The sequence below is a fragment of the Pseudomonas sp. WC2 genome, from assembly GCF_050586545.1.
Lineage (GTDB): Bacteria > Pseudomonadota > Gammaproteobacteria > Pseudomonadales > Pseudomonadaceae > Aquipseudomonas.
The window spans coordinates 59,268-85,342 of sequence record NZ_JBOBDR010000023.1 but is presented as its reverse complement, the minus strand read 5'-3'; the positions used below and the strand labels follow the sequence as shown (position 1 = coordinate 85,342).

Below are 26,075 nucleotides of genomic sequence, written 5' to 3'. Positions count from 1 at the left end.
ATTAATGCAGCGACGGCTTGGCGGCTGGCGGCACGTCGGTTTTCTTGGTTTCCGAGAACAGCAGCAGCGGCGCGACGCGCAGGTACTCCATGACTTCCATGTAGTCGGTCTCGCCGTCTTCGGATTCTTCCAGGGCGTCTTGCACCTGGGAAATGGCGGCCAGATCCTGCAGCACTTCGGTGGCTTCAGTGCTGAGCATGCTGCTGTCGCGGCAGTTCAGGCCAAAACCGCTGAGGAAGCCCTGGCACCATTCGCCCAGTGCAGCGGCGCGGTCAGCCAGAGGGGCGTCATCGGTCGGCAGCAGCAGAACGACGGTGACGTCGTCGCCGGTCAACTCGCCTTTGACCATCTCTTGCAGGCCAATGAGGGCGTTGCGGACGTTGTCCTGAATGTCGCCTTCGAGCAGTTCGGCGGCGTCGATCAACCAGCCTTCGTTATCGAAGCCGGCGCCGGCGCAGCTGCGTCCGAGCAGCACGCCATGCAGTTCGGCAGGCGAGACGTTGTGGCCGCTGGAAGTCAGCAGGGTGGCAAAGGCTTGGTACGGGGAATTCGCAATGGTCATGGGCAGCTAGGCGCCAGACGGCGCTATGTCTAGAATGAAGGCCTTGTATCCTACATCGACAGACTCGCCAAGACTATTAAAGGCTGTCCGCCAGCTATCCCATCAGACAGACTCCAACTCAGTGGACACAATGGAAGACACCGACCTGCAAGCGCTGATGGCCAGACTCGAACTGCTGATTGGTCGAGTCGAGCAACTAAAGAGTCAAAACGCACTCTTACTAGCTCAGGAAAAAACCTGGCGCGAGGAACGCGCTCACCTCATTGAAAAAAACGAAATCGCCCGGCGTAAGGTCGAATCGATGATTTCGCGCCTCAAGGCCCTGGAGCAAGACTCATGAGTTCAAGCAATAGCGTCACCGTGCAGATCCTCGACAAAGAATATTCGATCATCTGCCCGCAGGAAGAACGTAGCAATCTGGTGAGTGCCGCGCGCTACCTGGATGGCAAGATGCGCGAGATCCGCAGCAGCGGCAAAGTCATCGGCGCCGATCGCATCGCTGTGATGGCCGCGCTGAACATCACCCACGACCTCTTGCACAAAGAAGAGCGTCCGGATATCCAGGCCAGCGGTTCGACCCGTGAACAGGTGCGCGACTTGCTCGATCGTGTCGATCTGGTGCTTGCCGACGATCAGACCAACACCAAGGGCTGATTCGACTGGCCGCTTGCGGTATACTCGCGGCACTCCCTGGGGTGCTTGCCAGTTGACGATGTCCCTGAGCCGATTCGCACTACCCTGGAAGTTGCACGTTGGGCTGGTGTGCATGTCCGCTAGACGGAAAGCCTTAAAGTCTACTGCATCTTCCACCTTGAACTTTCGGGTTCAAGGGCTAAGTTGACAGCGGTTCATCCGGGGAGCCTGATTCGAATCCGATGTCGGTGAAAACCGCCATCGGATTTTTTATGCGTACGTTTTCGTCCAACCTGCCGAAGCCGAACCATGACCGAACCCGCGCTGCTGCCCCGCCCGCAACTCCGCCGCCTGCTGCGCAAGGCACGCCGCTCGCTGAGCAAGAGCGAGCAACGCGAGGCCGCCAAAGGCCTGTACCGGCAACTGGCACAAGACCCGCATTTTCGCCGGGCTAAACATATCTCTCTGTATCTGCCCACCGACGGTGAAATCGATCCGCGCCTGCTGCTGCGTGAAGCGCAGCGTCGGGGCAAAGCGACTTACCTTCCGGTACTCAGCGCCTGGCCGCGAACCAAAATGGTTTTCCAGCGCATTCGCCCCGGCGAGAAACTCAAACCCAATCGCTTCCGCATTCTCGAGCCGCGCGCCAATCTGGCGCAGCAGCGCAAAGTCTGGGCGCTGGATCTGGTTTTGCTACCGTTGGTGGGGTTTGACGATGTCGGCGGGCGACTGGGGATGGGCGGCGGTTTCTATGATCGCAGCCTGGCGTATCTGGCCCGCCGCAAAAGCTGGCGCAAGCCGACGCTATTGGGTCTGGCCCATGAATGTCAGAAGGTCGAACGTTTGGCGCAGGCAAGCTGGGATGTACCGTTACAAGGCACGGTCAGCGACAAGGCATGGTATTTCGCGGGATAGGACGCCGCACAGAACAGCGGCGTCGAAAGATCAGTTTCAGCGCTTGAACGCAGTCGACTGTTGAACTTGTTGAGCGATTTCAATCGGCGCATCGGCCTTGTTCGACCACAGGCTCTGTGCGTAACCGGTGGTCACGACGCCCAAGCCAAACAAAATTACCAAAGTCCATAGTAGATCCGGTTTGCGTTTCATCGATTGCCCCCCTCAAGGCACATCATCACGATGACAGCAGCGGTTTCCGTTCGTAGGCCGTGCAGCAGCGTCAAGCTTTAAAGGCCGGCATTTTGCGGCAACGTGAACCGCTGCGCAAACGCTGACGTCAACCGACTGTCGGTTTGTCATAAAATTGCCCGACAACCTGCCCAATGACCGCTTCAGGAGCACACGACATGGCCTATTGGCTGATGAAATCCGAACCCGACGAACTCTCGATCAAAGGTCTGGAGAAGCTCGGTAAAGCGCGTTGGGACGGCGTTCGCAACTACCAGGCGCGCAACTTTCTGCGGGCGATGGCCGTAGGGGATGAGTTCTTTTTCTACCATTCCAGTTGCCCGGAGCCGGGGATCGCCGGAATCGGCAAGATAATTGAAGCCGCGTACCCGGACCCCACCGCACTGGAGCCGGAGAGTCATTACTTCGATCCGAAGGCTACGCCAGAGAAGAATGCGTGGAGTGCGATTGATGTCGAGCACGTCGAGACGTTTGCGCGGGTGTTGAAGCTGGATTATCTGAAGCAGCAGACGGCGCTGGCGGAGATGCCGTTGGTGCAGAAGGGGTCGCGGTTGTCGGTGATGCCGGTCACACCAGAGCAGTGGGCGGCAGTCATAGCGCTCAAATCCTGATTCATTTGCGCCTGATAAATCGCTTTCGCGAGCAGGCTCGCTCCCACAGGGTTATTCGGTGAAGGCAAAAATGTGCATCACTACAAATCCACTGTGGGAGCGAGCCTGCTCGCGAAGAGGCCCGCCCGGACAACAAATGACTTACTGAATGATCAGGTTGTTGAACAGCAAATCCTCAACCACCGGCTTGCCGGTCTCGTCATTCATCACTTGCTGAGTCTGCTTCAACGCTTCCTGACGCAGCTTTTCCTTGCCTTCAATGCTGGCCATCGCATCAGAGGTCTGCTGAGTAAACAGCGCCACCAGTTGATTGCGAATCAACGGTTCGTTGGCCTTGACCAGTTTCGCCGACTCCTCACCGGTCACGCGTAACGCCACGTCAGCCTTGTAGACCTTGAGCTTCGGTGTGCCGTCCAGTCCATAATTACCCACGAACGGCGGGCTCAGGGTGATGTAGCTCACCTTCGGCGCTTCACCTTCTTTGGCTTCTTCGGCCAGCGCTGCCACAGGCAGAGACAGGGCCAGCAACAACATGATCCACGCTTTCACAATTCGCTCCTTATCCGGTTTGCGGCCTAGCATAACGACCCGCCGCGCAAGCACAAGCTTATGGCTGACTATCAGGGTCGGGCATGCTCGTTGACCCGTTGACTGACACACCTACACTTATCGGCCATCACTCCCAAAGGAATAGCCCTGATGAAAGCCGTGCTGTGCAAAGCCTTCGGCCCTGCCGAATCGCTGGTGCTGGAAGACGTCGCCAGTCCTCTCGCGAAGAAGAACGAAATCCTGCTGGACGTGCACGCCGCCGGGGTCAACTTCCCGGACACGCTGATCATCGAGGGCAAGTATCAATTCAAGCCGCCCTTCCCTTTCTCTCCCGGTGGTGAAGCCGCTGGCGTCGTTCGCGAAGTCGGCGAAAAGGTCAGCCATCTCAAGGTCGGCGACCGGGTCATGGCTTTGACGGGCTGGGGCAGCTTCGCCGAGCAAGTCGCGGTGCCGGGTTACAACGTGCTGCCGATCCCGCCGTCGATGGACTTCAACATCGCCGCCGCTTTCAGCATGACCTACGGCACTTCGATGCACGCGCTCAAGCAGCGCGCCAACCTGCAACCGGGCGAAACCCTGCTGGTGCTCGGCGCGTCCGGCGGCGTCGGCCTCGCGGCGGTGGAGATCGGCAAAGCCATGGGCGCCCGGGTTATCGCCGCCGCCAGCAGCGCCGAAAAACTCGCGGTGGCCAAGGCTGCCGGCGCCGATGAGCTGATCAACTACAGCGAAGCCAGCCTCAAGGACGAAATCAAACGCCTCACCGACGGCCAGGGCGCCGACGTGATCTACGATCCGGTCGGCGGCGATCTGTTCGATCAAGCCATCCGCGCCATCGCCTGGAACGGCCGCCTGCTGGTGGTCGGCTTCGCCAGCGGGCGCATCCCCGAGTTGCCGGTCAACCTCGCCCTGCTCAAAGGTGCGGCGGTGCTCGGCGTGTTTTGGGGCTCCTTCGCCCAGCGCCAGCCTCAGGACAACGCGGCAAACTTCCAGCAATTGTTCGGCTGGTTTGCCGAAGGCAAGTTGCAGCCGCTGGTGTCGCAGGTGTACCCGCTGAGCAATGCGGCACAGGCGATCAATGATCTTGGGCAGCGCAAGGCTGTGGGCAAAGTGGTAGTGCAAGTGCGCTAATTAATAAATGAAAGCGCTTCAACCACCGGGCGGCGCTGCGGTGTCGCCCGGCATCAGATGCTCCTGCACTTTCTCACTACGCGATTCAACCAACTGCCCCTTGTCATCGAAGCGCAAAACAATCAGCCAGTCATAAACGTCCACCGGCCATTTCGGCTGGCCGATCAGTGCCGGGCCATCGCCGCCGAATGCGGCGATGAGTTTATTGATGTGGCCGTGGTGCCAGGCGATCAGCACGGTTTTCGCCTGATTGCTGGCGCGCAGTTGCTTGACCAGTTGGTCGACGTCGTTATTGGCGAAGGGCTGTTCGATGGGCAGTTGCAGGCGTTGTGACAGTGGGATCAGCGTTTGCCGGGGACGGATGCTTTGCGCGCTGTCAGCGGTGGCGATCAGGCGTTGCGGGGTGAGTGTTTCGTCACCCAGTTTCAGCGGGGTGAAAAAGTCGGCGTACGCGGCGGCGCGTTGCTGGCCCTGGGCGTTGAGCTCTCGGCCCACGTCAGGTTTTTCCGCATGGCGCACGATCAGCACGGTGGTGTTGCGCAGTCCCGATGCGCCAGCTCCGTGGGCGAAACTCAGCACCAGCACCGAAACGGTGACGACGGCCACCATCAACAACCTCGGCAATAACCTGCGCACATTCGGAGCCATCGTTTATCTCTGCGATCAGTTAATTCACTGAGCGCGAGTCTAAGACACAACCTTCACAGAGCGACAAAAACGCCCCGTTCTTACAGCTGAGCGACAGGTTCGTAAAAGAACACGCGACTTCCAACATTTTCCGCTATTTGGTCGATGCGAACCGGTGCTATTTTCGGTAACGAAACTGTAACATTCGCATCCGCAGTCAAAACAAGAAATCTGGAGCTCTTGAATGTTTGCTTTCTTTCGTCCTGCCGCACATCAGGCTCCACTGCCTGAAGAAAAAATAGACAGCACGTACCGACGCCTGCGCTGGCAGATCTTCGCCGGTATCTTCTTTGGCTACGCGGGTTATTACCTGCTGCGCAAAAACTTCTCCCTGGCCATGCCGTACCTGATCGACGAAGGCTACAGCCGTGGCGATCTGGGTCTGGCCATGTCGGCGATTGCCATCGCTTATGGTTTGTCGAAGTTCCTCATGGGCCTGGTGTCCGACCGCTCCAACCCGCGTTACTTCCTGCCGTTCGGCCTGCTGGTCTCGGCCGGGGTGATGTTCATTTTCGGTTTCGCGCCTTGGGCAACGTCCAGCGTGACCATGATGTTCATTCTGCTGTTCATCAACGGTTGGGCCCAGGGCATGGGCTGGCCGCCAAGTGGGCGGACCATGGTGCACTGGTGGTCGCAGAAAGAACGCGGCGGCGTGGTTTCCGTGTGGAACGTGGCGCATAACGTCGGCGGCGGCCTGATCGGCCCGCTGTTCCTGCTCGGCATGGGCCTGTTCAACGACTGGCACGCGGCGTTCTACGTACCGGCAGCCGTAGCGCTGGGCGTGGCGGTGTTCGCCTTCATCACCATGCGCGACACCCCGCAATCGGTGGGCCTGCCGCCGATCGAGAAGTACAAGAACGATTACCCGGAAGGCTACGACGCCAGCCACGAAGACGAATTCAGCGCGAAAGAGATCTTCGTCAAATACGTGCTGCGCAACAAAATGCTCTGGTACATCGCCATGGCCAACGTCTTCGTCTACCTGCTGCGCTACGGCGTGCTGGACTGGGCGCCGACGTACCTGAAGGAAGCCAAGGGTTTCACTGTGGATAAAACCTCGTGGGCCTATTTCTTCTATGAGTGGGCGGGTATCCCCGGCACGCTGCTGTGCGGCTGGATGTCGGACAAGATCTTCCGTGGCAACCGTGGCCTGACCGGCATGGTGTTCATGGCGTTGGTGACGGTCGCGACACTGGTTTACTGGCTGAACCCGGCCGGCAACCCGACCGTCGACATGATCGCGCTGTTCTCGATCGGCTTCCTGATCTACGGCCCGGTGATGCTGATCGGCCTGCAGGCACTGGAACTGGCACCGAAGAAAGCCGCGGGCACTGCTGCGGGCTTCACCGGTCTGTTCGGTTATCTGGGTGGTTCAGTCGCGGCGAGTGCAGCGATGGGCTACACCGTTGACCATTTCGGCTGGGACGGAGGTTTTGTCCTGCTGGTGGGCGCTTGCCTGCTGGCGATGGCCTTCCTGGCCCCGACGCTATGGCACAAGCAAGTCGCCAGTCAGAGCCGTGAAGCGGTCGCTTGATCGCACTGTGACTGACAGCGCTTGAGCCGCGCTTCCAGATTGCGGTCTGGCATGGCGTGGCTGCGCAGGGCGTGTACGGTCTGCTCGACATAATCGCGAGTGGTTCCGTAACGCCCGCTTGCGCTTTCGAACACCTGGCTCAGCACGTGATCCGGCAAGTTGCCGGCATAGCTGGGCAGGTGTCGCTCCAAGACAAATCCCAAGGCCTGCACCTGGCTACCGTCGGCAAGACGGCAGTTGAGCCAGTGTGGCCGATACGACGGCACCGGCATCTCGCGTTTCCACAGCGCATACAGCGCCGCATCGAGATTGTCTTCCGGCAGCCGATAGGCGAAGCCGCTGCACGAACCGCCACGATCCAGACCAAACACCAGTCCCGGCATTTCCGGCGTACCGCGATGCTCGTGCGACCACAGGTATAAGCCGCGATGGTAGCCGTGCACCCGCCCGCGCACTCGCTCTACCGCCGAACACTCCGGACGCCAGATCAGCGAACCGTAGGCGAACAGCCACACCGGCCCGCCCTTGTGGCGCGCCATGGTCGATTGCATGGAAGCGAGAAGTTGTTCGTGCGTCAGCTGCGGTCCTAGATCGAGCCGCGGAGGGTAATTCAAATTCAGAAAAGCGTTTTCAATGGCGCTCATGGCGAATAGCGTTCAGCTCCCCGCGGGTAAAGAATTACTTAATAGAACGCACCGCTGTAACAATAAGGCACATATGTTTTAAGGCAATTTGAGTGCCATGGCACAGTTCTTAATTGATTGCCTGATTGATATATAACCTAGCGGTATTTATGCAATTACATAAATACCGATCGGCTATATAGAGAGTTATAACGAATCAGGACCGGGGCTCAAGAGCGCGGCTCAAGAGCGCGGAGCGTAGGCGAACACGTCAGCGCGCATTTGATGGGCGTCCATCCCGGCTTCGACCAAGGCGTCGAGGGTGCCGTAGACCATGGCCGGTGAGCCGCTGGCGTAGACGTGCAGCGGTTTCAGATCAGGGAAATCCTCGCAGACCGCCTCGTGCAGCATGCCGCAGCGCCCTTCCCAACCGCATTGATCGCTGACGACTTTGTGCAGGAACAGGTTAGGCAGCTTCAGCCATTCGTCCCAATGCTCGATCTCATAGAAATCTTCCGGACGGCGCACGCCCCAGTACAGATGCACCGGGTGCTTGAAGCCGTTGGCGCGGCAGTGCTCGATCAGCGCATGAATCTGGCCCATACCGGTGCCGGCGGCGACCAGCACCAGCGGCCCGTCCGGCAGCTCGGCAAGGTGGGTGTCGCCGAACGGCAGCTCGACGCGCACCATCGCGTTGCGTTGCAGCTGTTCGATCAGGCTCAGTGCACTGGCTTCGCGCGCCAGCACATGGATTTCCAGATCACGGCCACCGTGCGGTGCCGAGGCCATGGAGAACGCCGACTTCTCGCCGCTCTCGCGCTCGATCATCAAATACTGCCCGGCGTGGTAGCGCGGTGGCTTGCCCGCTGGCGCACGCAGAAGCACGCGCCAGGTGTCGCCGCCGACGTCGCGGCATTCGATGACCTGACACGACAGGCTACGCACCGGCAGTTCTCCTAGCGCGAGCACGCCATCCCACAGCAGGACGCAGTCTTCCAGCGGTTCGGCTATGCACGTGTAGAACTCGCCGTGATCGTGCACCTTGCCGTCCTGTTCGACGCTGCCTTCGACCAGCAGCGCCGCACACACGTGACAATTGCCGTTGCGGCAGCTTTGCGGGCATTCGTAGCCCAGGCGCCGCGCACCATCGAGAATCCGCTCACCGGGCTGTATCTCAAGCACCGCTCCGGAGGGCTGCAGGGTTACACGCATCAATCTATTCCTAACTGATTCCAGATGGCATCGATCCGCTGGGTGACGGCGTCGTCCTTGACGATCACGCGGCCCCACTCGCGAGTGGTTTCGCCCGGCCACTTGTGGGTGGCATCGAGGCCCATTTTCGAACCCAGGCCGGAGATCGGCGAGGCGAAGTCGAGGTAGTCGATCGGCGTGTTATCGATCATCACCGTGTCGCGCTTGGGGTCCATGCGCGTGGTGATGGCCCAGATCACGTCGTTCCAGTCGCGGGCGTTGATATCGTCGTCGGTAACGATAACGAACTTGGTGTACATGAACTGTCGCAAAAACGACCAGACACCGAGCATCACGCGCTTGGCGTGCCCCGGATACGACTTCTTCATGGTCACGATGGCCATGCGGTACGAGCAACCTTCGGGCGGCAAGTAGAAGTCGGTGATCTCCGGGAACTGCTTCTGCAGGATCGGCACGAACACTTCGTTCAGTGCCACGCCCAGAATCGCCGGCTCATCCGGCGGCCGGCCGGTGTAGGTGCTGTGGTAAATCGGCTTGATCCGGTGGGTGATGCGCTCGACGGTGAACACCGGGAAGCTATCGACTTCGTTGTAATAACCGGTGTGGTCGCCGTACGGGCCTTCGTCGGCCATTTCGCCCGGATGAATCACGCCCTCAAGGATGATTTCGGCGGTGGCCGGTACTTGCAGGTCGTTGCCACGGCACTTGACCAGTTCGGTGCGGTTACCGCGCAGCAGACCGGCGAAAGCGTATTCAGACAGGCTGTCCGGCACCGGCGTCACGGCGCCGAGGATGGTCGCCGGATCCGCGCCGAGGGCCACGGACACCGGGAACGGCTGGCCCGGATGCTTCTCGCACCACTCGCGGAAGTCGAGGGCGCCGCCACGGTGGCTGAGCCAGCGCATGATCACTTTGTTGCGACCGATCACTTGCTGACGGTAGATACCGAGGTTCTGGCGTTCCTTGTTCGGGCCTTTGGTGACGGTCAGGCCCCAGGTGATCAGCGGGCCGACGTCGCCCGGCCAGCAGGTCTGCACCGGCAGCATCGCCAGATCGACGTCGTCGCCTTCGATGACCACTTCCTGGCACACCGCGTCTTTGACGACTTTCGGCGCCATCGAGATGATCTTGCGGAAGATCGGCAGTTTCGACCACGCGTCTTTCAAGCCCTTCGGCGGCTCAGGCTCCTTGAGGAAGGCCAGCAACTTGCCGATTTCGCGCAGCTCGCTGACCGACTCGGCGCCCATGCCCATGGCCACTCGCTCGGGGGTGCCGAACAGGTTGCCGAGCACCGGAATGTCATAGCCGGTGGGCTTTTCGAACAGCAGCGCCGGGCCTTTGGCCCGCAGCGTGCGGTCGCAAACCTCGGTCATTTCCAGCACCGGCGAGACGGGAATCTGGATGCGTTTCAACTCTCCGCGCTGCTCAAGCTGCTGCACGAAATCCCGAAGATCCTTGAATTTCATTGACGATGGCACCCTCAAAATAGGCGTACATCCTACCTGCTCTGACGGGCAAACAGCACCCGTCAGTGGCCGGCATTGCTCAATTTTGGCTCGTGCCCAGCAACACCGGCGCAAACAACGGGCTCAAGCGCGCGCTGCCCACGTCCGACAAGTGATCTTCGTCCTTGTACTGCGAATGGCCGTTGACCTCGATGCTGCAAACGCCACCGGCACACATCAGTGGCGTCGGGTCGATGACGTGCACGCCCGGATCCGCCGCGCTCATGGACGCAAACAGATCGCTGAGGAAATGCTGGCGAGCCAGATGTTCTTCGAGCGGACGCCCCAGGCCTTCTGCCGAGCGTCCGATCCGCGCGAGGCTGGTCAGGCGGCTGATGATGCCTTTGCGCTGCAGCGGCACCTCCTTGAACAGCCAGACTTGTACCCCCGCCTCGCGCAGCGCCGCAACCCGTGCCTTGATCGCCGCCGCCATACGCTGTTCGGATTGAGCCGTGTCGTCATGGGCGTTTAGCAGCACCTTCCTGTCACCATCTTCACGGCCATACACATACAGGCTCCAGTTGGACGCCAACACCACATCCTTGATCCCCAGACTGCGCACGCGCTCCATGGTTTGCTCATTGAAGTCGCGGCAGCGCTGACGCGGCTCATCGCTGAGAATCGGCGGGCAGGCACTCATGCTGTACAGCCAGGTCGGGCGCCCTTCGCGACGGGCGGTGTTTTCGATTGCCGGCAACAGGGCCGCGGCGTGGCTGTCGCCCCAGAACAAACGAGTGGCCGGCACACCTTCGCTGGCGCCGAGCAGACAGGCCTTGTCCAAGGTTTTGTCCTGCGTGACCAGCATGCATTTCATCTGCCCGGCCCGCCATTCGCGTGACTGCGCATATTCGAGGGCCTTGCCGGTCAGGCGCCCGGGGACACCGTCCGCGGAACGGATGGCTGAGCCCGTGACGGCCAGCACGACGATGGCGACCAAGCCGCCGGTCAACACCGCCCTGCGTCCGGCCAGCAGGCGTTTTTCGCGGAACGGCAACTCAACGTAGCGCAGGCTCAACCACGCCAGCGCCAGCGCCAAGGCAATCCAGCCGACCGCCTCCAGCGGCTGAATGCCGTCGATGGAAATAGCATTGGCGTAGACATACACCGGCCAGTGCCACAGATAGAGCGAGTACGACAGCAGGCCGACCCACACCAGTGCACGCAGGCTCAACAGGCGTGCGGTCAGGCTCGGGCCTTGGGCGCCCGACCAGATCAACGCGGTTGTTCCCAGCACCGGCAACAACGCGGCCCACCCCGGAAACACGGTGCTCTTGTCAAAGCCGAACACCGCCACCAGCACCGCCGCCAGACCGGCCAGGCCGACCGCCTGATAAAGCCACGGCCGCACCGCTTGTTTCGGCGCCGGCATCACGGCGAGCATGGCTCCGCACAGCAGTTCCCAGGCGCGGGTCGGCAGCGAAAAGAACGTGAAGTCCGGTTTACGTTCGATGTAGCCGATGTTCAGGCCGAACGACACCAGCAGCAGGGCGAACAGCATCCACCGCCAATGCCGGATGTACCGGATCAGCACCACCATCAGCAGCGGGAAGAAGATGTAGTACTGCTCCTCCACCGCCAGCGACCAGGTGTGCAGCAGCGGTTTCAGGTCAGAGGCCGGCTGGAAATAGCCGTCCTCGCGCATGAACAGAATGTTGGAGATGAACAGTGACTGATAGCGCACAGTGCGCCCCAGTTCGGAAAAGTCCTTGGCCGTCAGCAGCAACCAACCCAGCAGTAACGTCGCGATCAAGACCACGGTCAGCGCCGGAATGATGCGTCGGGCACGGCGCGCCCAGAAATCGACGAAGCTGAAACGCTGTGCGCTGATTTCCCGGAACAGGATGCTGGTGATCAGAAATCCGGAGATAACGAAAAACACGTCAACGCCGACAAAACCACCGCTGAAGGTACTGAATCCGAAATGAAACAGTACAACCGGTATAACCGCCAGAGCCCGTAATCCGTCGATATCACGGCGATTGCCAAACGTGTGCATGGAAAACCTTTTTCGTTCTGGATACAAAATATTGAGAGCGCGAAAGTTATCAGTCGCACCCATTTCAATCCAGATACAAATAATCCAAGGCAAAAAAAAGCGCCCTTTCGGGCGCTTTTTTCATGCGGCTTGCGTGTTACTTGCGCTTCATCGACAAGAAGAACTCGTCGTTGGTCTTGGTCGTTTTCAGCTTGTCGACCAGGAACTCGATGGCGGCGACTTCGTCCATCGGGTGCAGCAGCTTGCGCAGAATCCACATGCGCTGCAGTTCGTCGTCGGCGGTCAGCAACTCTTCGCGGCGGGTGCCGGAGCGGTTGATGTTGATCGCCGGGAACACGCGCTTCTCGGCGATCTTGCGATCCAGAGGCAGTTCCATGTTGCCGGTACCCTTGAACTCTTCGTAGATCACTTCGTCCATCTTCGAGCCGGTTTCAACCAGCGCGGTGGCGATAATGGTCAGCGAGCCGCCTTCTTCGATGTTACGCGCCGCACCGAAGAAACGCTTTGGCTTCTCGAGGGCGTGGGCATCGACACCACCGGTCAATACCTTGCCGGAGCTCGGGATCACGGTGTTGTAGGCACGGGCCAGACGGGTGATGGAGTCGAGCAGGATCACCACGTCCTTCTTGTGTTCGACCAGGCGCTTGGCCTTCTCGATCACCATTTCGGCAACCTGGACGTGACGGGTCGGCGGCTCGTCGAAGGTCGAGGCAACCACTTCGCCGCGCACGGTGCGCTGCATTTCGGTTACTTCTTCCGGACGCTCGTCGATCAGCAGCACGATCAGATGAACTTCAGGGTTGTTACGGGCGATGTTCGCTGCGATGTTCTGCAGCATGATCGTTTTACCGGCTTTCGGCGGTGCAACGATCAGACCACGCTGGCCTTTGCCGATAGGGGCGCACAGGTCGATCACACGACCGGTCAAGTCTTCGGTGGAACCGTTACCGGCTTCCATCTTCATGCGCACGGTCGGGAACAGCGGGGTCAGGTTCTCGAAGAGAATCTTGTTTTTCGCGTTCTCAGGACGATCGAAGTTGATCGTGTCGACCTTGAGCAGGGCGAAATACCGCTCGCCTTCCTTTGGAGGGCGGATCTTGCCAACGATGGTGTCACCGGTGCGCAAGTTGAAGCGGCGGATCTGGCTCGGCGAGACGTAGATATCGTCTGGGCCGGCGAGGTAGGAAGCGTCTGCGGAGCGCAGGAAGCCGAAGCCGTCCTGGAGAATCTCCAGCACGCCATCACCGGAGATTTCCTCGCCGCTTTTAGCGTGCTTTTTCAGCAGGGAGAAAATCACGTCCTGCTTGCGCGAACGGGCCATATTTTCTATGCCCATCTGTTCGGCCAATTCGAGCAGTTCGGTAATCGGCTTTTGCTTGAGTTCAGTCAGATTCATATAGGAATGACGTAATCATTTATGGAGGGGGGGAAATTAAGCTTTTGGCTTAATGAGGCCGCGCCGCGGAGAAGGCGACAGGATCGCGTACTTATTCGAAAAGGAGTGCGTCGGCGACGGCTAGCAGGGGGCAGTGGAGAAACCAGTGCGGGGCCGAATGTACCACCTGAGTTTCGGAGCGTCTAGCCCTGAATACGCAAAAAGCCCCGCTATTTGCGGGGCTTTTTTTCAGGCACTTTACAGCGACGCTTAGATGTTGGCGTCGAGGAAAGCAGCCAGTTGCGACTTCGACAGGGCGCCGACTTTGGTCGCTTCAACGTTGCCGTTCTTGAACAGCATCAGCGTCGGGATACCACGCACGCCGTGCTTGGCCGGGGTTTCCTGGTTTTCGTCGATGTTCAGTTTGGCAACGGTCAGCTTGCCTTTGTAAGTCTCGGCAATCTCGTCCAGAACCGGAGCGATCATTTTGCAAGGACCGCACCATTCAGCCCAGTAATCGACCAGGACAGCGCCTTCGGCCTTGAGTACGTCAGCTTCGAAGCTAGCGTCGCTAACGTGTTTGATAAGATCGCTGCTCATGGAATTCTCCAGGTTGTAAGCAAAAAAACGTGGCCCATCATAGCCGCCCTTCCCCTGTTCAGGAAGCCGCAGTTGATTGAGTCTTGCTATGGCACTCGATGAGTTTGGGTATAGCTCAAGTCACGCGGTGGCGGGGGCGATGAAGGAAATTCCAGTACGCAGGGCCGCGTTGCGCACATGCTCCTGCATGGCTTTTTGCGCAGCGCCCGAGGCCCGGCGAGCGAGGGCGCGGAGGATCTTGCGGTGTTCCTGCCAGGTTTCCATGGCGCGTTCGGCGCGGATGAACGGTAGTTTCTGGCTCTCCAGAAACATCTCGGCGCTGTTGGTGAGGATGCTCAGCATCGCCTGATTGCCGCTGGCCAGCAGGATTCGTCGGTGGAATTCGAAGTCCAGTTTCGCCGCCGCCTCAAAGTCTCCGGCCTTCAATTGCTCGCGCATCGCCGCGACGTTGTCTTCCAGCGCATCCAGATCAAATGTGGTCAACGTTACCGCAGCCAGCCCGGCGGCAAAGCCTTCCAGCGCATAGCGCAATTGAAAGATATCCAGCGGCGATGCCTGCGCGGCGAATGACCAGCTCGGCGCGCTGTCGCCCCGCGACAATTCCACCGGCGACTGCACGAACACACCTTTGCCCGGCTGAATGCTGACCACACCCAGCGCGCTCAGCGATGACAAAGCCTCACGCAACGACGCCCGACTCACGCCCAATTGCAGCGCCAGATCCCGTTGCGACGGCAAGGCATCGCCCGCGCCGAAACCCTGCTCGGTGATCAGTTTGCGGATCGCTTGCAGCGCCACTTCGGGTACCGCACGGGAAATCGAATTCATGGTTTTTCAGACGCATCTGGCCAATGTGCGGCTAGTTGTAAAGCTATTCGCCGAGTCCGGCAAGTCGTGCCCCAGCAGGGTTCGGTGCACGAGGCCGATGCGCCATGGCAGTGCGAAAAACAACCTGACTGTTCAGACCAGTAAGACCGATCGAAGCCGCTGAAACTGCGGCCTGCCGGGATGAAAACCGTGTCTTGGCACGGCCCATGCTCTGTCCGATCGCAGATTTTCACTTCCAGTCGATCCGGAGATTGTCCATGACCAAGCGTTACAGCGCCCTCCTCGCTTCCCTGTTTGCCGGCCTGCTGCTGTGCCAGGCTTCTGCCCACGCCGACGGACTCGACGACGTGGTCAAACGCGGCACGCTGAAAGTCGCCGTGCCGCAGGACTTCCCGCCATTCGGCTCGGTCGGCCCGGACATGAAACCGCGTGGCCTCGATATCGACACGGCGAAACTGCTGGCCGACCAGCTCAAGGTCAAACTCGAACTGACTCCGGTCAACAGCACCAACCGCATTCCGTTCCTGACCACCGGCAAGGTCGATCTGGTGATTTCCAGCCTCGGTAAAAACGCCGAGCGTGAAAAAGTCATCGACTTCTCCCGCGCCTACGCACCGTTCTACCTCGCCGTGTTCGGCCCGCCAGACGCCGCCATCGCCAGCCTTGACGACCTCAAAGGCAAAACCATCAGCGTCACCCGAGGCGCCATCGAAGACATCGAATTGACCAAAGTCGCCCCCGAAGGCGTGACCATCAAGCGCTTCGAAGACAACAACTCGACCATCGCCGCCTACCTCGCCGGCCAGGTCGACCTGATCGCCAGCGGCAACGTGGTGATGGTCGCGATCAGCGAGAAGAACCCGAAACGTGTGCCGGCGCTGAAAGTGAAGCTCAAGGATTCGCCGGTCTACGTCGGCGTGAACAAGAACGAAGCGGCGCTGCTGGCCAAGGTCAACGACATCCTGACCACCGCCAAGGCTGACGGCGCCCTGGAAAAGAATTCGCAGACCTGGCTGAAAGAGCCGCTGCCGGCCGATCTCTGATCGACTGCGCGGGAGACTTTCATGGCTTATCAGTTCGATTTCATGCCGGTGGTGGAAAACACCGACCTGCTGCTGCGCGGGGCGCTGTTCACCCTTGAGCTGACGGCCATCGGCGCGTTGCTCGGGGTCGGCGTCGGAATTGTCGGGGCGCTGGTGCGGGCGTGGAACATTCGCCCGCTCTCGACGATCTTCGGCGTCTACGTCGAGTTGATCCGCAACACGCCGTTTCTGGTGCAGCTGTTCTTTATCTTCTTCGGTTTGCCGTCGCTGGGCGTGCAGATTTCCGAGTGGCAGGCGGCGGTGCTGGCGATGGTGATCAACCTCGGCGCCTATTCGACCGAGATTATCCGCGCCGGCATTCAGGCGATCCCGCGCGGGCAGCTGGAGGCCGCAGCGGCGCTGGCGATGACCCGTTTCGAAGCGTTCCGCCACGTGGTCCTGCTGCCGGCGCTGGGCAAGGTCTGGCCGGCGCTGAGCAGCCAGATCATTATCGTCATGCTCGGCTCGGCGGTGTGCTCGCAGATCGCCACCGAAGAGTTGAGCTTCGCCGCCAACTTCATTCAGTCGCGCAACTTCCGCGCCTTTGAAACCTATGCGCTGACCACGCTGATCTACCTGTGCATGGCGCTGCTGATTCGCCAGTTGCTGAACTGGATCGGTCGGCGCTACATCAGCAGGAGCCGCGCATGAGCGATTTCACCTTCTGGGACATCCTGCGCAACCTGCTCGCCGGCCTGCAATGGACGCTGGCGTTGTCGCTGGTGGCGTTTATAGGGGGCGGCCTCGTCGGGCTGCTGATCCTGATCATGCGCATCTCGAAAAATACCCTGTCGAGCAGCATCGCCCGCACCTGGATCGAGCTGTTCCAGGGCACGCCGCTGTTGATGCAGCTGTTTCTGGTGTTCTTCGGCGTGGCGCTGGCCGGGATCGAAATATCGCCGTGGATGGCTGCAGCGATTGCCCTGACCTTGTTCACCAGCGCCTATCTGGCGGAGATCTGGCGCGGCTGCGTCGACTCGATCTCCAATGGTCAGTGGGAAGCCTCGGCGAGTCTGGCGCTCAATCCGCTGGAGCAACTGCGCTACGTGATTCTGCCGCAAGCGCTGCGCATTGCCGTGGCGCCGACCGTGGGCTTCTCGGTGCAAGTGGTCAAAGGCACCGCGGTGACCTCGATCATCGGTTTCACCGAGCTGACCAAGACCGGCGGCATGCTCGCCAACGCCACGTTTGAACCGTTCATGGTCTATGGCCTCGTTGCCCTCGGCTACTTCCTGCTCTGCTACCCCTTGTCCCTCAGTGCGCGCTACCTGGAAAGGAGACTGCATGCCTCTGCTTAGAATTTCCGCCCTGCATAAATACTACGGCGATCACCACGTGCTCAAAGGCATCGACCTCAGCGTCGAAGAAGGCCAGGTCGTGGCGATCATCGGCCGCAGCGGCTCCGGCAAATCCACCCTGCTGCGCACACTTAATGGTCTGGAATCGATCAATGACGGCGTGATCGAAGTCGACGGCGAATACCTCGACGCCGCCCGCGCCGATCTGCGCAGCCTGCGGCAGAAAGTCGGCATGGTGTTTCAGCAGTTCAATCTGTTCCCGCACCTGACCGTGGGCGAAAACGTCATGCTCGCCCCGCAAGTGGTGCAGAAAGTGCCGAAAGCCAAGGCAGCGGAACTGGCGCGGGAGATGCTTGAACGGGTGGGTCTGGGCGAGAAGTTCGATGCGTTTCCGGATCGGCTGTCCGGCGGTCAGCAACAACGCGTGGCGATTGCCCGGGCGCTGGCGATGTCACCGAAAGTGTTGCTATGCGACGAGATCACCTCGGCGCTCGACCCAGAGTTGGTCAATGAAGTGCTCAGCGTGGTGCGGCAACTGGCCAAAGAAGGCATGACGCTGATCATGGTCACCCATGAAATGCGTTTTGCTCGCGAGGTTGGGGACAAACTGGTGTTCATGCACCATGGCAAGGTGCATGAGGTGGGGGATCCGAAGGTGTTGTTTGCCAATCCGCAGACGGCGGAGCTGGCGAACTTTATTGGCACCGTCGAAGCGACAGCCTGAATCTGCCTCATCCTGATCGTTCCCACGCTCCGCGTGGGAATGCAGCCAGGGACGCTCCGCGTCCCAAAAAAGGACGCAGAGCGTCCGGTGAGGCATTCCCACGCAGAGCGTGGGAACGATCGGGTTCGGGGTGCGCGCTCCGGCGGTTTGAACCATGCGCGTTGGCGCCAGCCTTTGATCGTGGCACGATGTCGAGGTTATCGACCGAGACCCCCTGACCATGCCGCAATCCCAAGCCAAGAATCTGTCCCTGATCGCCGCAATCGACCTGGGCTCCAACAGCTTTCACATGGTCGTGGCCAAGGCCCAGAACGGCGAAATCCGCATTCTCGAGCGCCTCGGCGAGAAGGTCCAACTGGCGGCCGGCATCGATGATGAGCGCAAGCTCAACGAAGAATCGATGCAACGCGGCCTCGATTGCCTCAAGCGCTTTGCCCAACTGATCAACGGTATGCCACTGGGCGCCGTGCGCATCGTCGGCACCAACGCCCTGCGTGAAGCGCGCAACCGCCTCGAATTCATTCACCGCGCCGAAGAAATCCTCGGCCATCCGGTGGAAGTCATCTCTGGCCGTGAAGAGGCGCGGCTGATTTATCTGGGCGTCTCGCACACCCTCGCCGACACCCCGGGCAAACGTCTGGTCGCCGACATCGGCGGCGGCAGTACCGAATTCATCATTGGCCAGCGCTTCGAGCCTTTGCTGCGCGAAAGCCTGCAAATGGGCTGCGTCAGCTTCACTCAGCGCTATTTCAAGGACGGCAAGATCACCCCGGCCCGCTACGCCCAGGCGTACACCGCGGCGCGGCTGGAGATCATGAGCATCGAACACGCCCTGCACCGCCTGACCTGGGATGAAGCCATCGGCTCCTCCGGCACCATCCGTGCCATCGGCCTGGCGCTGAAGGCCGGCGGTCACGGCACCGGCGAAGTGAATGCCGAAGGTTTGGCGTGGCTCAAGCGTCGCCTGTTCAAGCTCGGCGACGTCGACAAGATCGATTTTGAAGGCATCAAGCCTGATCGCCGGACCATTTTTCCGGCCGGTCTGGCGATTCTCGAAGCGATCTTCGACGCCCTCGAACTGCAACGCATGGATCACTGCGACGGTGCCCTGCGTGAAGGCGTGCTCTACGACCTGCTCGGTCGTCATCACCACGAAGACGTGCGTGAACGCACCCTGACCTCGCTGATGGAGCGCTACCACGTCGATCTGCAACAAGCGGCACGGGTTGAACGCAAAGCCCTGCACGCGTTCGATCAGGTCGCGGTGGATTGGGAGCTGGATGACGGCATCTGGCGCGAACTTCTTGGCTGGGCAGCGAAAGTGCACGAAGTCGGCCTCGACATTGCGCACTATCACTACCACAAGCACGGCGCCTATTTGATCGAGCACTCCGACCTTGCCGGCTTCTCTCGCGAAGATCAGCAGATGCTCGCGCTGTTGGTGCGTGGCCATCGGCGCAATATTCCCAAGGACAAGTTTGCTGATTTCGGTGACGACGGCGACAAGCTGATCCGCCTGTGCGTGCTACTGCGCTTTGCGATCCTCTTCCACCACATTCGTGGCACCCAGGCGATGCCGCAGGTGGTGTTGCATGCGAAGGGCAACACTTTGGATGTGGAATTTCCGGAGAATTGGCTGGATGAGAATCAGCTGACTCAGGCGGATTTCGGGCTTGAGGCGGATTGGCTGACGCGGGTGGGCATCGTCCTCACCGTGCACTGACACAGCACAAATCTCCCCCTGTAGGGCAGCCTCGTTTCACTCGACAGCTCCTGCAAGGGGATTTTGGCTACAAAAAAGGCGATCCGTTGGGATCGCCTTTTTTATTGGGCTGAAGGTCAGCTGCTCACCGGCAGAATCGGGCTGCCCAACCGCTCCAGCAACGTCGCCTGCGCGCTGCGCGGGTTCTGGTTGCCGGTCGGCGTGTTGCGGATGTAACGGCCATCCGACTGCAGGCTCCAGCTGTGAGTGTTGTCGGTCAGGTACAGCTCCAGCTCTTTTTTCACCCGGGTCAGCAGCTTCTTGCCTTCGACCGGGAAGCAAGTCTCGACGCGCTTGTCGAGGTTGCGCTCCATCCAGTCGGCGCTGGAGAGGAACATCTGCTCGTCGCCGCCATTGAGGAAGTAGAACACCCGCGTGTGCTCGAGGAAGCGGCCGATGATCGAGCGTACATGGATGTTGTGCGAAACCCCGGCGATGCCCGGACGCAGGCAGCACATGCCGCGCACCACCAGATCAATGCGCACACCGGACTGGCTGGCCTTGTACAGCGCGCGAATGATCTTCGGATCGGTCAGCGAGTTGAACTTGGCGATGATGTGCGCCGGTTTGCCTTCGACGGCGAACTGGGTTTCCCGGGCAATCATGTCGAGCATGCCCTTCTTCAGGGTGAACGGCGCATGCAGCAGCTTCTTCATGCGCAGGGTTTTACCCATGCCGATCAACTGGCTGAACAGTTTGCCGACGTCTTCGCACAAGGCGTCGTCGGAAGTCAGCAGGCTGTAGTCGGTGTACAGCTTGGCGTTACCGGCGTGGTAGTTACCGGTGCCGAGGTGCGCGTAGCGCACGATCTCGCCGGCCTCGCGACGCAGGATCAGCATCATTTTGGCGTGAGTCTTGAAGCCGACCACGCCATAAATCACCACCGCACCGGCCGCTTGTAGACGGCTGGCCAGTTGCAGGTTGGACTCTTCGTCGAACCGCGCACGCAGCTCGATGACCGCCGTCACTTCCTTGCCGTTACGCGCGGCGTCCACCAGCGCATCAACGATCTCGGAGTTGGCGCCCGAGCGGTACAGGGTCTGGCGTACAGCGAGCACGTGCGGGTCTTTCGCGGCTTGGCGCAGCAGGTCGACCACCGGGGTGAACGACTCGAACGGGTGCAGCAAGAGGATGTCCTGCTTGCTGACCACGCTGAAAATGTTTTCGCTGTTCTGCAGCAGTTTCGGGATCTGCGGAGTGAACGGCGTGTATTGCAGCTCCGGGTGGCTGTCCAGACCGGTGATGCTGAACAACCGCGTCAGGTTGACCGGGCCGTTGACCTGATACAGCTCGCTCTCGCTCAGGTTGAATTGCTTGAGCAGATAATCCGAAAGATGTTTCGGGCAGGTGTCGGCGACTTCCAGACGCACCGCATCGCCGTAGCGACGCGAGAACAACTCGCCACGCAGCGCGCGGGCCAGGTCTTCGACGTCTTCGGAGTCGAGCGCCAGGTCGGCGTTTCGGGTCAGACGGAACTGGTAGCAGCCTTTTACCTTCATGCCTTGGAACAGGTCATCGGCGTGGGCGTGGATCATTGACGAGAGGAACACATAGTTGTCGCCCGGGCCGCCGACTTCTTCCGGCACCTTGATGATCCGTGGCAGCAAACGTGGGGCCGGGATGATCGCCAGACCGGAGTCACGACCGAAGGCGTCGATGCCTTCCAGTTCGACGATGAAGTTCAGGCTCTTGTTCACCAGCAACGGGAACGGGTGCGTCGGGTCGAGGCCGATCGGGGTGATGATCGGTGCGATTTCGTCGCGGAAGTAGCGGCGTACCCAAGTCTTGAGCTTGACCGTCCAGTTACGGCGACGGATGAAGCGCACCTGATGCTTTTCCAGCTCCGGCAGCAGGATGTCGTTGAGGATTGCGTACTGGCGGTCGACGTGACCGTGAACCAGTTCGCTGATGCGGGCCAGCGCCTGATGCGGCTGCAAGCCATCGGCACCGGCCTGCTCACGGGCGAAGGTGATTTGTTTCTTCAGGCCGGCGACACGGATTTCGAAGAATTCATCGAGGTTGCTGGAGAAGATCAGCAGGAACTTCAAGCGCTCCAGCAACGGATAGGACTCGTCCAGCGCCTGTTCCAGCACGCGGATGTTGAACTGCAATTGCGAAAGCTCACGGTGGATATACAGGCTGCTGTCATCCAGACCGGGAATGGCAATCGCCGGCACCGCCGCAGCGGTTTCGGCGACCGGCGCGGGTGGCGCTGGCTCGAGTTCCGGCGGGGTTTCAGTGATTTGCTCGACCACCGGTTGAGCTTCTTTTACGGCAACTTCAGTGAGTCCTTCGGTATTCATGGAATGTTCCTGGGAGGGCTATTTCTGCTCTCGTAACAATTGAGCGGCACGAACGGCAAAGTAAGTCAGGATGCCATCTGCACCGGCACGTTTAAAGGCGGTCAGTGATTCAAGAATCACCGCTTCGCTCAACCAGCCATTCTGGATCGCTGCCATGTGCATGGCGTATTCGCCACTGACCTGATAGACGAAGGTCGGCACTTTGAAGGCATCTTTTACCCGGAAAAGAATATCCAGATACGGCATGCCGGGTTTGACCATGACCATGTCCGCGCCTTCAGACAAGTCTGCACCGACTTCGTGCAGCGCTTCGTCGCTGTTGGCCGGGTCCATCTGATAAGAGGCTTTGTTGGCCTTACCGAGGTTCGACGCCGAACCCACCGCATCGCGGAACGGGCCGTAGTAGGCGCTGGCGTACTTGGCCGAGTACGCCATGATCCGCACATTGACGTGGCCGGCGATTTCCAGTGCTTCGCGGATCGCTTGAATGCGACCGTCCATCATGTCCGACGGCGCCACCACTTGGGCGCCGGCTTCGGTGTGGGACAAGGCCTGGCGGACCAGTGCGTCGACGGTGATGTCGTTCTGCACATAGCCTTCTTCGTCGAGAATGCCGTCCTGACCGTGGGTGGTGAATGGATCAAGCGCCACGTCGGTGATCACCCCAAGTTCCGGAAAGCGCTCACGCAGCGCGCGAGTGGCGCGCTGGGCGATGCCTTCAGGGTTCCACGCTTCGGCGGCGTCTAGGGATTTCAATTCGGGAGGGGTGACCGGGAACAGCGCCAGCGCTGGAATCCCCAGTTCGACCCATTTCGCCGCTTCTTCGAGCAGCAAATCGATAGTCAGGCGCTCTACGCCGGGCATCGAGGCCACGGCTTCGCGGCGGTTTTCACCGTCGAGCACGAACACCGGCAGGATCAGATCGTCGACCGTCAGCACATTTTCCCGCACCAGCCGACGCGAAAAATCATCACGGCGATTGCGGCGCAGGCGCGTTGCTGGGAACAAACGGTTGGCTTGGGTGAAGCTCACGGCAGACTCCTGAGCCCGCGCAAACGGGCGAGCGTGACAGTTATAGACGGCCATTATGACCAACAGATGACAGTTGTGTGAGACCTGTGACGTGTAGCCGCATTCCATTCTCAGTGTAGGAATTGTTCACGTCGAGACACATTTCGACACTTTCACGAATGTGTCCGAAGGGTTAGGCTGCGCGTTCATTTCGCCAGCACCCAGACAATGCTCCAACAATTTCTGCATGACTTTGGCTACTTTGCCTTGTTCCTCGGCACGTTCTTCGAAGGCGAAACCATTCTGGTGCTCGCGGGCTTCCTCGCGTTCCGTGGATACATGGACATCAATATTGTGGTGGTCGTGGCGTTCTGCGGCAGCTATGCCGGTGATCAGCTGTGGTACTTCCTTGGCCGCAAGCACGGGCGCAAGTTGCTGGCACGCAAACCGCGCTGGCAAATGATGGGCGACCGCGCGCTGGAGCACATTCGCAAGCATCCGGACATCTGGGTGCTGAGCTTCCGCTTCGTTTATGGTTTGCGCACGGTAATGCCGGTGGCGATCGGCCTGTCGGGTTATCCGCCGGGACGCTATCTGTTGCTCAACGGCATTGGCGCGGCGATCTGGGCCACAGCGCTGGCCGCCGCTGCTTATCACTTCGGCGCGGTGCTGGAAGGAATGCTCGGCAGCATCAAGAAATACGAGCTGTGGGTGCTGGGTGCGTTGCTGGTGCTAGGCGTCGGCCTCTGGATCCGCCGCCGCTTCAAGAATGCCCGTCTGGCCAAACAGGTTTACGAAGACGAGCAAATCGCCCTGGCGGCCAAGGCCGAACAGCTGAAAGCCGAGCAAGCCAACCCCGCCGAACCTAAGACGCCAGCCGAATAACCCGCTGGCGACTCATATACAGCCCGGCCACACTGAGCAGGCTGTAACCGAGCAGGCCCGCCCACATCACCGGGCTGGCCGGCCATAGCCCGACCAACGGCGCCAGCCACAGTAGCGGCACATTCAAGCTCAGCCGCAACAGCTCGATCTTCAGCGCCCACGGGCGATTCTCCAGGGCCACGCCCAACGCAAACACCCCGAACGCTACCGCGCCCCAGCCAAGCAACAACGCGGCGGCCGACAGGCTGCGTTCCAGATTCATCAGATAGCTGCCCAGCGCGATATACACGCAGAACTGAGCCGCCACATACACCTGCTGGCGACGCTCAAGCGGCACCTCGAACTTGCGGAAGCGGGCCAGATCCGGCTTGGTCATCGGGTACTTCGCCGCGACGTCCGCCGGTCGCCAACCGGTGCGCATGAACCAGATCCGCAACTTATCCCACGGCCTCTCGGCCCGCCGCGTGTCATCCCACAATTGCGCATAAAACTGCAGGTTGGCCCACAGCGGATTCCAGCTCGCCAACGCTGTGGTCACGCCGAAAATCACCGGCTCATTGTCATCCTCTTCCTGAAACGAGCCGAACAAACGATCCCAAATAATGAACACCCCGCCGTAGTTGCGATCCATGTAGAGAGCGTTCTGTGCATGGTGAGCCCGATGATTGGACGGCGTGACGAAAAACCACTCGAACCAGCCGAGCTTGGGAATGTGTTTGGTGTGGACCCAGAATTGATACAGCAGATTGAGCGCCGCGACGCTGACAAACACCAGCAACGGCACGCCGAGCACGGCCATCGGCAGGTAGAAAATCCAGCTCAGCAGAAACCCGGTGCTGGTCTGGCGCAACGCGGTGGAGAGGTTGTACTCCTCGCTCTGGTGATGCACCGAATGCGCGGCCCAGAGGATGTTGCGCTCGTGGCCCATGCGGTGCAGCCAGTAGTAGCAGAAGTCGTAGAGGACGAAGGCAAACACCCAGACCCAGACGCGATCCGCCGGCAGTCTGAGCCAAGCCAGATGATCCAGGGCAAAGGCATACGTCAGCAGCCCGACGCCTTTGGTCAACAACCCGGTCGTGGTCGACAAAACGCCGGTGCTGATGCTGTTCACCGCATCAGCGAGGCGATAGTTACTGACCCCGCGCCAACGGTCAGCCATCAGCTCCACGGCGATCAATACGAAGAAAAATGGCACCGCAAACAGAATGAAGTCCATGACGCGCCCTGACTCAAGTCTTGAAGACTGATCCTAGGTGTAGCCGCCCATAAACCCTATGGCAACGCGCGACAATTTAGTGGACATTTAGCGCCATGAATCTGGAGAGAAACCCATGAGCAAAAAAGTTGCAGTGATCCTGTCCGGCAGTGGCGTGTACGACGGCGCTGAGATCCATGAGAGCGTCATCACCCTGCTGCGTCTGGACCAACGCGGTGCACAGGTACAGTGCTTCGCCCCGAACATCGCGCAGTTGCATGTGATCAATCACCTGACCGGCGAAGAAATGCCCGAGTCGCGCAACGTGCTGGTGGAATCGGCGCGGATTGCTCGCGGCAACATCAAGGACATTCGCGAGGCTGACGTCGACGACTTCGATGCGCTTATCGTGCCCGGCGGTTTCGGCGCGGCGAAGAACCTGTCGAACTTTGCCGTCGAAGGCGCTGGCTGCAGCGTGCAGCCTGAAGTGCTGGCCTTGGCCGAGGCGTTTGCCGAAGCGGGCAAGCCGGTTGGCCTGATGTGCATCTCGCCGGCACTGGCGGCAAAGATCTACGGCCCAGGCGTGACCTGCACCATCGGCAACGACGCCGACACCGCCACGGCGATGAACAAAATGGGCGCGACCCACGAAGACTGTGCGGTGACTGAAATCATCGAAGACAAGGCGCGCAAACTGGTGACGACCCCGGCTTACATGCTGGCGCAGAACATCAGCGAGGCGGCTTCGGGGATTAACAAACTGGTCGACCGCGTGCTTGAACTGACGCACGAAAACGACGCCTGATCCCCCGCAGCACACAAAACC

Annotated in this window: 27 protein-coding genes and 1 other RNA gene; 14 read left to right on the top strand and 14 right to left on the bottom strand. The window is 60.1% G+C overall.

Translation table 11 applies throughout. The features are described 5' to 3' along the window. Position 1: 1 nt before the first annotated feature. Positions 2 to 562 carry a YecA family protein gene (locus ACQ4OE_RS23785; protein WP_016985920.1) on the bottom strand — a complete coding sequence of 187 codons (561 nt, stop codon included), beginning with the start codon at positions 560 to 562 and terminating at the stop codon, positions 2 to 4. 130 nt (positions 563 to 692) lie between these two features. Here ACQ4OE_RS23785 and ACQ4OE_RS23780 point away from each other — a divergent pair, with 130 nt between their 5' ends. The 4 genes from ACQ4OE_RS23780 (at position 693) to ACQ4OE_RS23765 (ending at position 2,110) form a co-directional block, all read left to right on the top strand. Further along, complete coding sequence (locus ACQ4OE_RS23780) at positions 693 to 902, top strand: TIGR02449 family protein (protein WP_007911197.1); 210 nt, start codon at positions 693 to 695, stop codon at positions 900 to 902. Next, positions 899 to 1,216 carry a cell division protein ZapA gene (locus ACQ4OE_RS23775; protein ID WP_008081434.1) on the top strand — a complete coding sequence of 106 codons (318 nt, stop codon included), beginning with the start codon at positions 899 to 901 and terminating at the stop codon, positions 1,214 to 1,216. The genes ACQ4OE_RS23780 and ACQ4OE_RS23775 overlap by 4 nt, the downstream gene beginning before the upstream one ends. A 30-nt stretch (positions 1,217 to 1,246) precedes the next feature. After that, positions 1,247 to 1,425: non-coding RNA, 6S RNA (ssrS, locus tag ACQ4OE_RS23770), on the top strand. Positions 1,426 to 1,504: 79 nt separating this feature from the next. Continuing rightward, positions 1,505 to 2,110, top strand: coding sequence for a 5-formyltetrahydrofolate cyclo-ligase (locus ACQ4OE_RS23765; RefSeq protein ID WP_430948100.1), 606 nt, complete (start codon positions 1,505 to 1,507; stop codon positions 2,108 to 2,110). Between the two features lie 36 nt (positions 2,111 to 2,146). Here ACQ4OE_RS23765 and ACQ4OE_RS23760 read toward each other — a convergent pair whose 3' ends face one another. Continuing rightward, the gene (locus ACQ4OE_RS23760; protein WP_163005287.1) at positions 2,147 to 2,302 is read right to left on the bottom strand and encodes a hypothetical protein; all 156 of its coding nucleotides are present in this window, start codon (positions 2,300 to 2,302) and stop codon (positions 2,147 to 2,149) included. Positions 2,303 to 2,499: 197 nt separating this feature from the next. Here ACQ4OE_RS23760 and ACQ4OE_RS23755 point away from each other — a divergent pair, with 197 nt between their 5' ends. After that, complete coding sequence (locus ACQ4OE_RS23755; RefSeq protein WP_122594593.1) at positions 2,500 to 2,952, top strand: EVE domain-containing protein; 453 nt, start codon at positions 2,500 to 2,502, stop codon at positions 2,950 to 2,952. A gap of 141 nt (positions 2,953 to 3,093) precedes the next feature. On the opposite strand, the gene ACQ4OE_RS23750 is transcribed toward ACQ4OE_RS23755, so the two are convergent. Next, a complete protein-coding gene (locus ACQ4OE_RS23750; RefSeq protein WP_122594592.1) occupies positions 3,094 to 3,501 on the bottom strand; it encodes a flagellar basal body-associated protein FliL in 408 nt (135 codons plus the stop codon). 150 nt (positions 3,502 to 3,651) lie between these two features. On the opposite strand from ACQ4OE_RS23750, the gene ACQ4OE_RS23745 reads away from it, so the two are divergent. Further along, positions 3,652 to 4,629 (top strand): NADPH:quinone oxidoreductase family protein, encoded by a 978-nt coding sequence (locus ACQ4OE_RS23745; RefSeq protein ID WP_430948099.1) that lies wholly within the window; start codon positions 3,652 to 3,654, stop codon positions 4,627 to 4,629. A gap of 18 nt (positions 4,630 to 4,647) precedes the next feature. On the opposite strand, the gene ACQ4OE_RS23740 is transcribed toward ACQ4OE_RS23745, so the two are convergent. Next, entirely contained in the window at positions 4,648 to 5,277 is a 630-nt protein-coding gene (locus ACQ4OE_RS23740; RefSeq protein WP_430948098.1) for a flagellar basal body-associated protein FliL, read from the bottom strand. 223 nt (positions 5,278 to 5,500) lie between these two features. On the opposite strand from ACQ4OE_RS23740, the gene glpT reads away from it, so the two are divergent. Then, the gene (gene glpT, locus ACQ4OE_RS23735; RefSeq protein ID WP_016985912.1) at positions 5,501 to 6,850 is read left to right on the top strand and encodes a glycerol-3-phosphate transporter; all 1,350 of its coding nucleotides are present in this window, start codon (positions 5,501 to 5,503) and stop codon (positions 6,848 to 6,850) included. Here the strand turns inward: glpT and ACQ4OE_RS23730 are convergent. The 7 genes from ACQ4OE_RS23730 to ACQ4OE_RS23700 all read right to left on the bottom strand — a co-directional run bounded on the left by ACQ4OE_RS23730 (position 6,826) and on the right by ACQ4OE_RS23700 (position 14,989). Next, positions 6,826 to 7,494 (bottom strand): gamma-glutamylcyclotransferase, encoded by a 669-nt coding sequence (locus tag ACQ4OE_RS23730; RefSeq protein WP_053124899.1) that lies wholly within the window; start codon positions 7,492 to 7,494, stop codon positions 6,826 to 6,828. The genes glpT and ACQ4OE_RS23730 overlap by 25 nt on opposite strands. A 222-nt stretch (positions 7,495 to 7,716) precedes the next feature. Then, positions 7,717 to 8,685, bottom strand: coding sequence for a CDP-6-deoxy-delta-3,4-glucoseen reductase (locus ACQ4OE_RS23725; RefSeq protein WP_430948097.1), 969 nt, complete (start codon positions 8,683 to 8,685; stop codon positions 7,717 to 7,719). Further along, a complete protein-coding gene (gene ubiD, locus ACQ4OE_RS23720; protein ID WP_008081413.1) occupies positions 8,685 to 10,151 on the bottom strand; it encodes a 4-hydroxy-3-polyprenylbenzoate decarboxylase in 1,467 nt (488 codons plus the stop codon). The genes ACQ4OE_RS23725 and ubiD overlap by 1 nt, the downstream gene beginning before the upstream one ends. A gap of 79 nt (positions 10,152 to 10,230) precedes the next feature. Continuing rightward, positions 10,231 to 12,186, bottom strand: a complete 1,956-nt coding sequence (locus tag ACQ4OE_RS23715; protein WP_430948096.1) for an acyltransferase family protein — start codon at positions 12,184 to 12,186, stop codon at positions 10,231 to 10,233. Between the two features lie 136 nt (positions 12,187 to 12,322). Beyond that, a complete protein-coding gene (rho, locus tag ACQ4OE_RS23710) occupies positions 12,323 to 13,582 on the bottom strand; it encodes a transcription termination factor Rho (protein ID WP_003229334.1) in 1,260 nt (419 codons plus the stop codon). Positions 13,583 to 13,831: 249 nt separating this feature from the next. Then, a complete protein-coding gene (gene trxA, locus ACQ4OE_RS23705) occupies positions 13,832 to 14,161 on the bottom strand; it encodes a thioredoxin TrxA (RefSeq protein ID WP_003206727.1) in 330 nt (109 codons plus the stop codon). 120 nt (positions 14,162 to 14,281) lie between these two features. After that, positions 14,282 to 14,989, bottom strand: coding sequence for a FadR/GntR family transcriptional regulator (locus ACQ4OE_RS23700; protein WP_430948095.1), 708 nt, complete (start codon positions 14,987 to 14,989; stop codon positions 14,282 to 14,284). 257 nt (positions 14,990 to 15,246) lie between these two features. Here ACQ4OE_RS23700 and ACQ4OE_RS23695 point away from each other — a divergent pair, with 257 nt between their 5' ends. The 5 genes from ACQ4OE_RS23695 (at position 15,247) to ppx (ending at position 19,816) form a co-directional block, all read left to right on the top strand. Next, complete coding sequence (locus ACQ4OE_RS23695) at positions 15,247 to 16,032, top strand: transporter substrate-binding domain-containing protein (RefSeq protein WP_430948094.1); 786 nt, start codon at positions 15,247 to 15,249, stop codon at positions 16,030 to 16,032. A 21-nt stretch (positions 16,033 to 16,053) separates the two neighbouring features. Beyond that, the gene (locus ACQ4OE_RS23690) at positions 16,054 to 16,722 is read left to right on the top strand and encodes an amino acid ABC transporter permease (RefSeq protein ID WP_430948093.1); all 669 of its coding nucleotides are present in this window, start codon (positions 16,054 to 16,056) and stop codon (positions 16,720 to 16,722) included. After that, positions 16,719 to 17,369: an amino acid ABC transporter permease gene (locus tag ACQ4OE_RS23685; RefSeq protein WP_430948092.1), complete on the top strand. Its 651-nt coding sequence runs from the start codon at positions 16,719 to 16,721 to the stop codon at positions 17,367 to 17,369. Before ACQ4OE_RS23690 ends, ACQ4OE_RS23685 begins: the two co-directional genes overlap by 4 nt. Continuing rightward, entirely contained in the window at positions 17,356 to 18,093 is a 738-nt protein-coding gene (locus ACQ4OE_RS23680) for an amino acid ABC transporter ATP-binding protein (protein ID WP_007911148.1), read from the top strand. Before ACQ4OE_RS23685 ends, ACQ4OE_RS23680 begins: the two co-directional genes overlap by 14 nt. A 220-nt stretch (positions 18,094 to 18,313) precedes the next feature. Continuing rightward, entirely contained in the window at positions 18,314 to 19,816 is a 1,503-nt protein-coding gene (gene ppx, locus ACQ4OE_RS23675; RefSeq protein WP_122594582.1) for an exopolyphosphatase, read from the top strand. A gap of 116 nt (positions 19,817 to 19,932) precedes the next feature. Here the strand turns inward: ppx and ppk1 are convergent, their stop codons facing one another. Further along, positions 19,933 to 22,158, bottom strand: coding sequence for a polyphosphate kinase 1 (gene ppk1 / locus ACQ4OE_RS23670; RefSeq protein WP_122594581.1), 2,226 nt, complete (start codon positions 22,156 to 22,158; stop codon positions 19,933 to 19,935). A gap of 18 nt (positions 22,159 to 22,176) precedes the next feature. Beyond that, entirely contained in the window at positions 22,177 to 23,190 is a 1,014-nt protein-coding gene (gene hemB / locus ACQ4OE_RS23665) for a porphobilinogen synthase (protein ID WP_430948091.1), read from the bottom strand. 207 nt (positions 23,191 to 23,397) lie between these two features. On the opposite strand from hemB, the gene ACQ4OE_RS23660 reads away from it, so the two are divergent. Beyond that, a complete protein-coding gene (locus tag ACQ4OE_RS23660) occupies positions 23,398 to 24,054 on the top strand; it encodes a DedA family protein (protein WP_122594579.1) in 657 nt (218 codons plus the stop codon). Here the strand turns inward: ACQ4OE_RS23660 and ACQ4OE_RS23655 are convergent. Beyond that, positions 24,035 to 25,270: a sterol desaturase family protein gene (locus ACQ4OE_RS23655; protein ID WP_430948090.1), complete on the bottom strand. Its 1,236-nt coding sequence runs from the start codon at positions 25,268 to 25,270 to the stop codon at positions 24,035 to 24,037. The genes ACQ4OE_RS23660 and ACQ4OE_RS23655 overlap by 20 nt on opposite strands. 115 nt (positions 25,271 to 25,385) lie before the next feature. Between ACQ4OE_RS23655 and elbB the strand changes: the two genes are divergently transcribed. Continuing rightward, positions 25,386 to 26,054 (top strand): isoprenoid biosynthesis glyoxalase ElbB, encoded by a 669-nt coding sequence (elbB, locus tag ACQ4OE_RS23650; RefSeq protein ID WP_038359087.1) that lies wholly within the window; start codon positions 25,386 to 25,388, stop codon positions 26,052 to 26,054. Positions 26,055 to 26,075 lie beyond the last annotated feature (21 nt).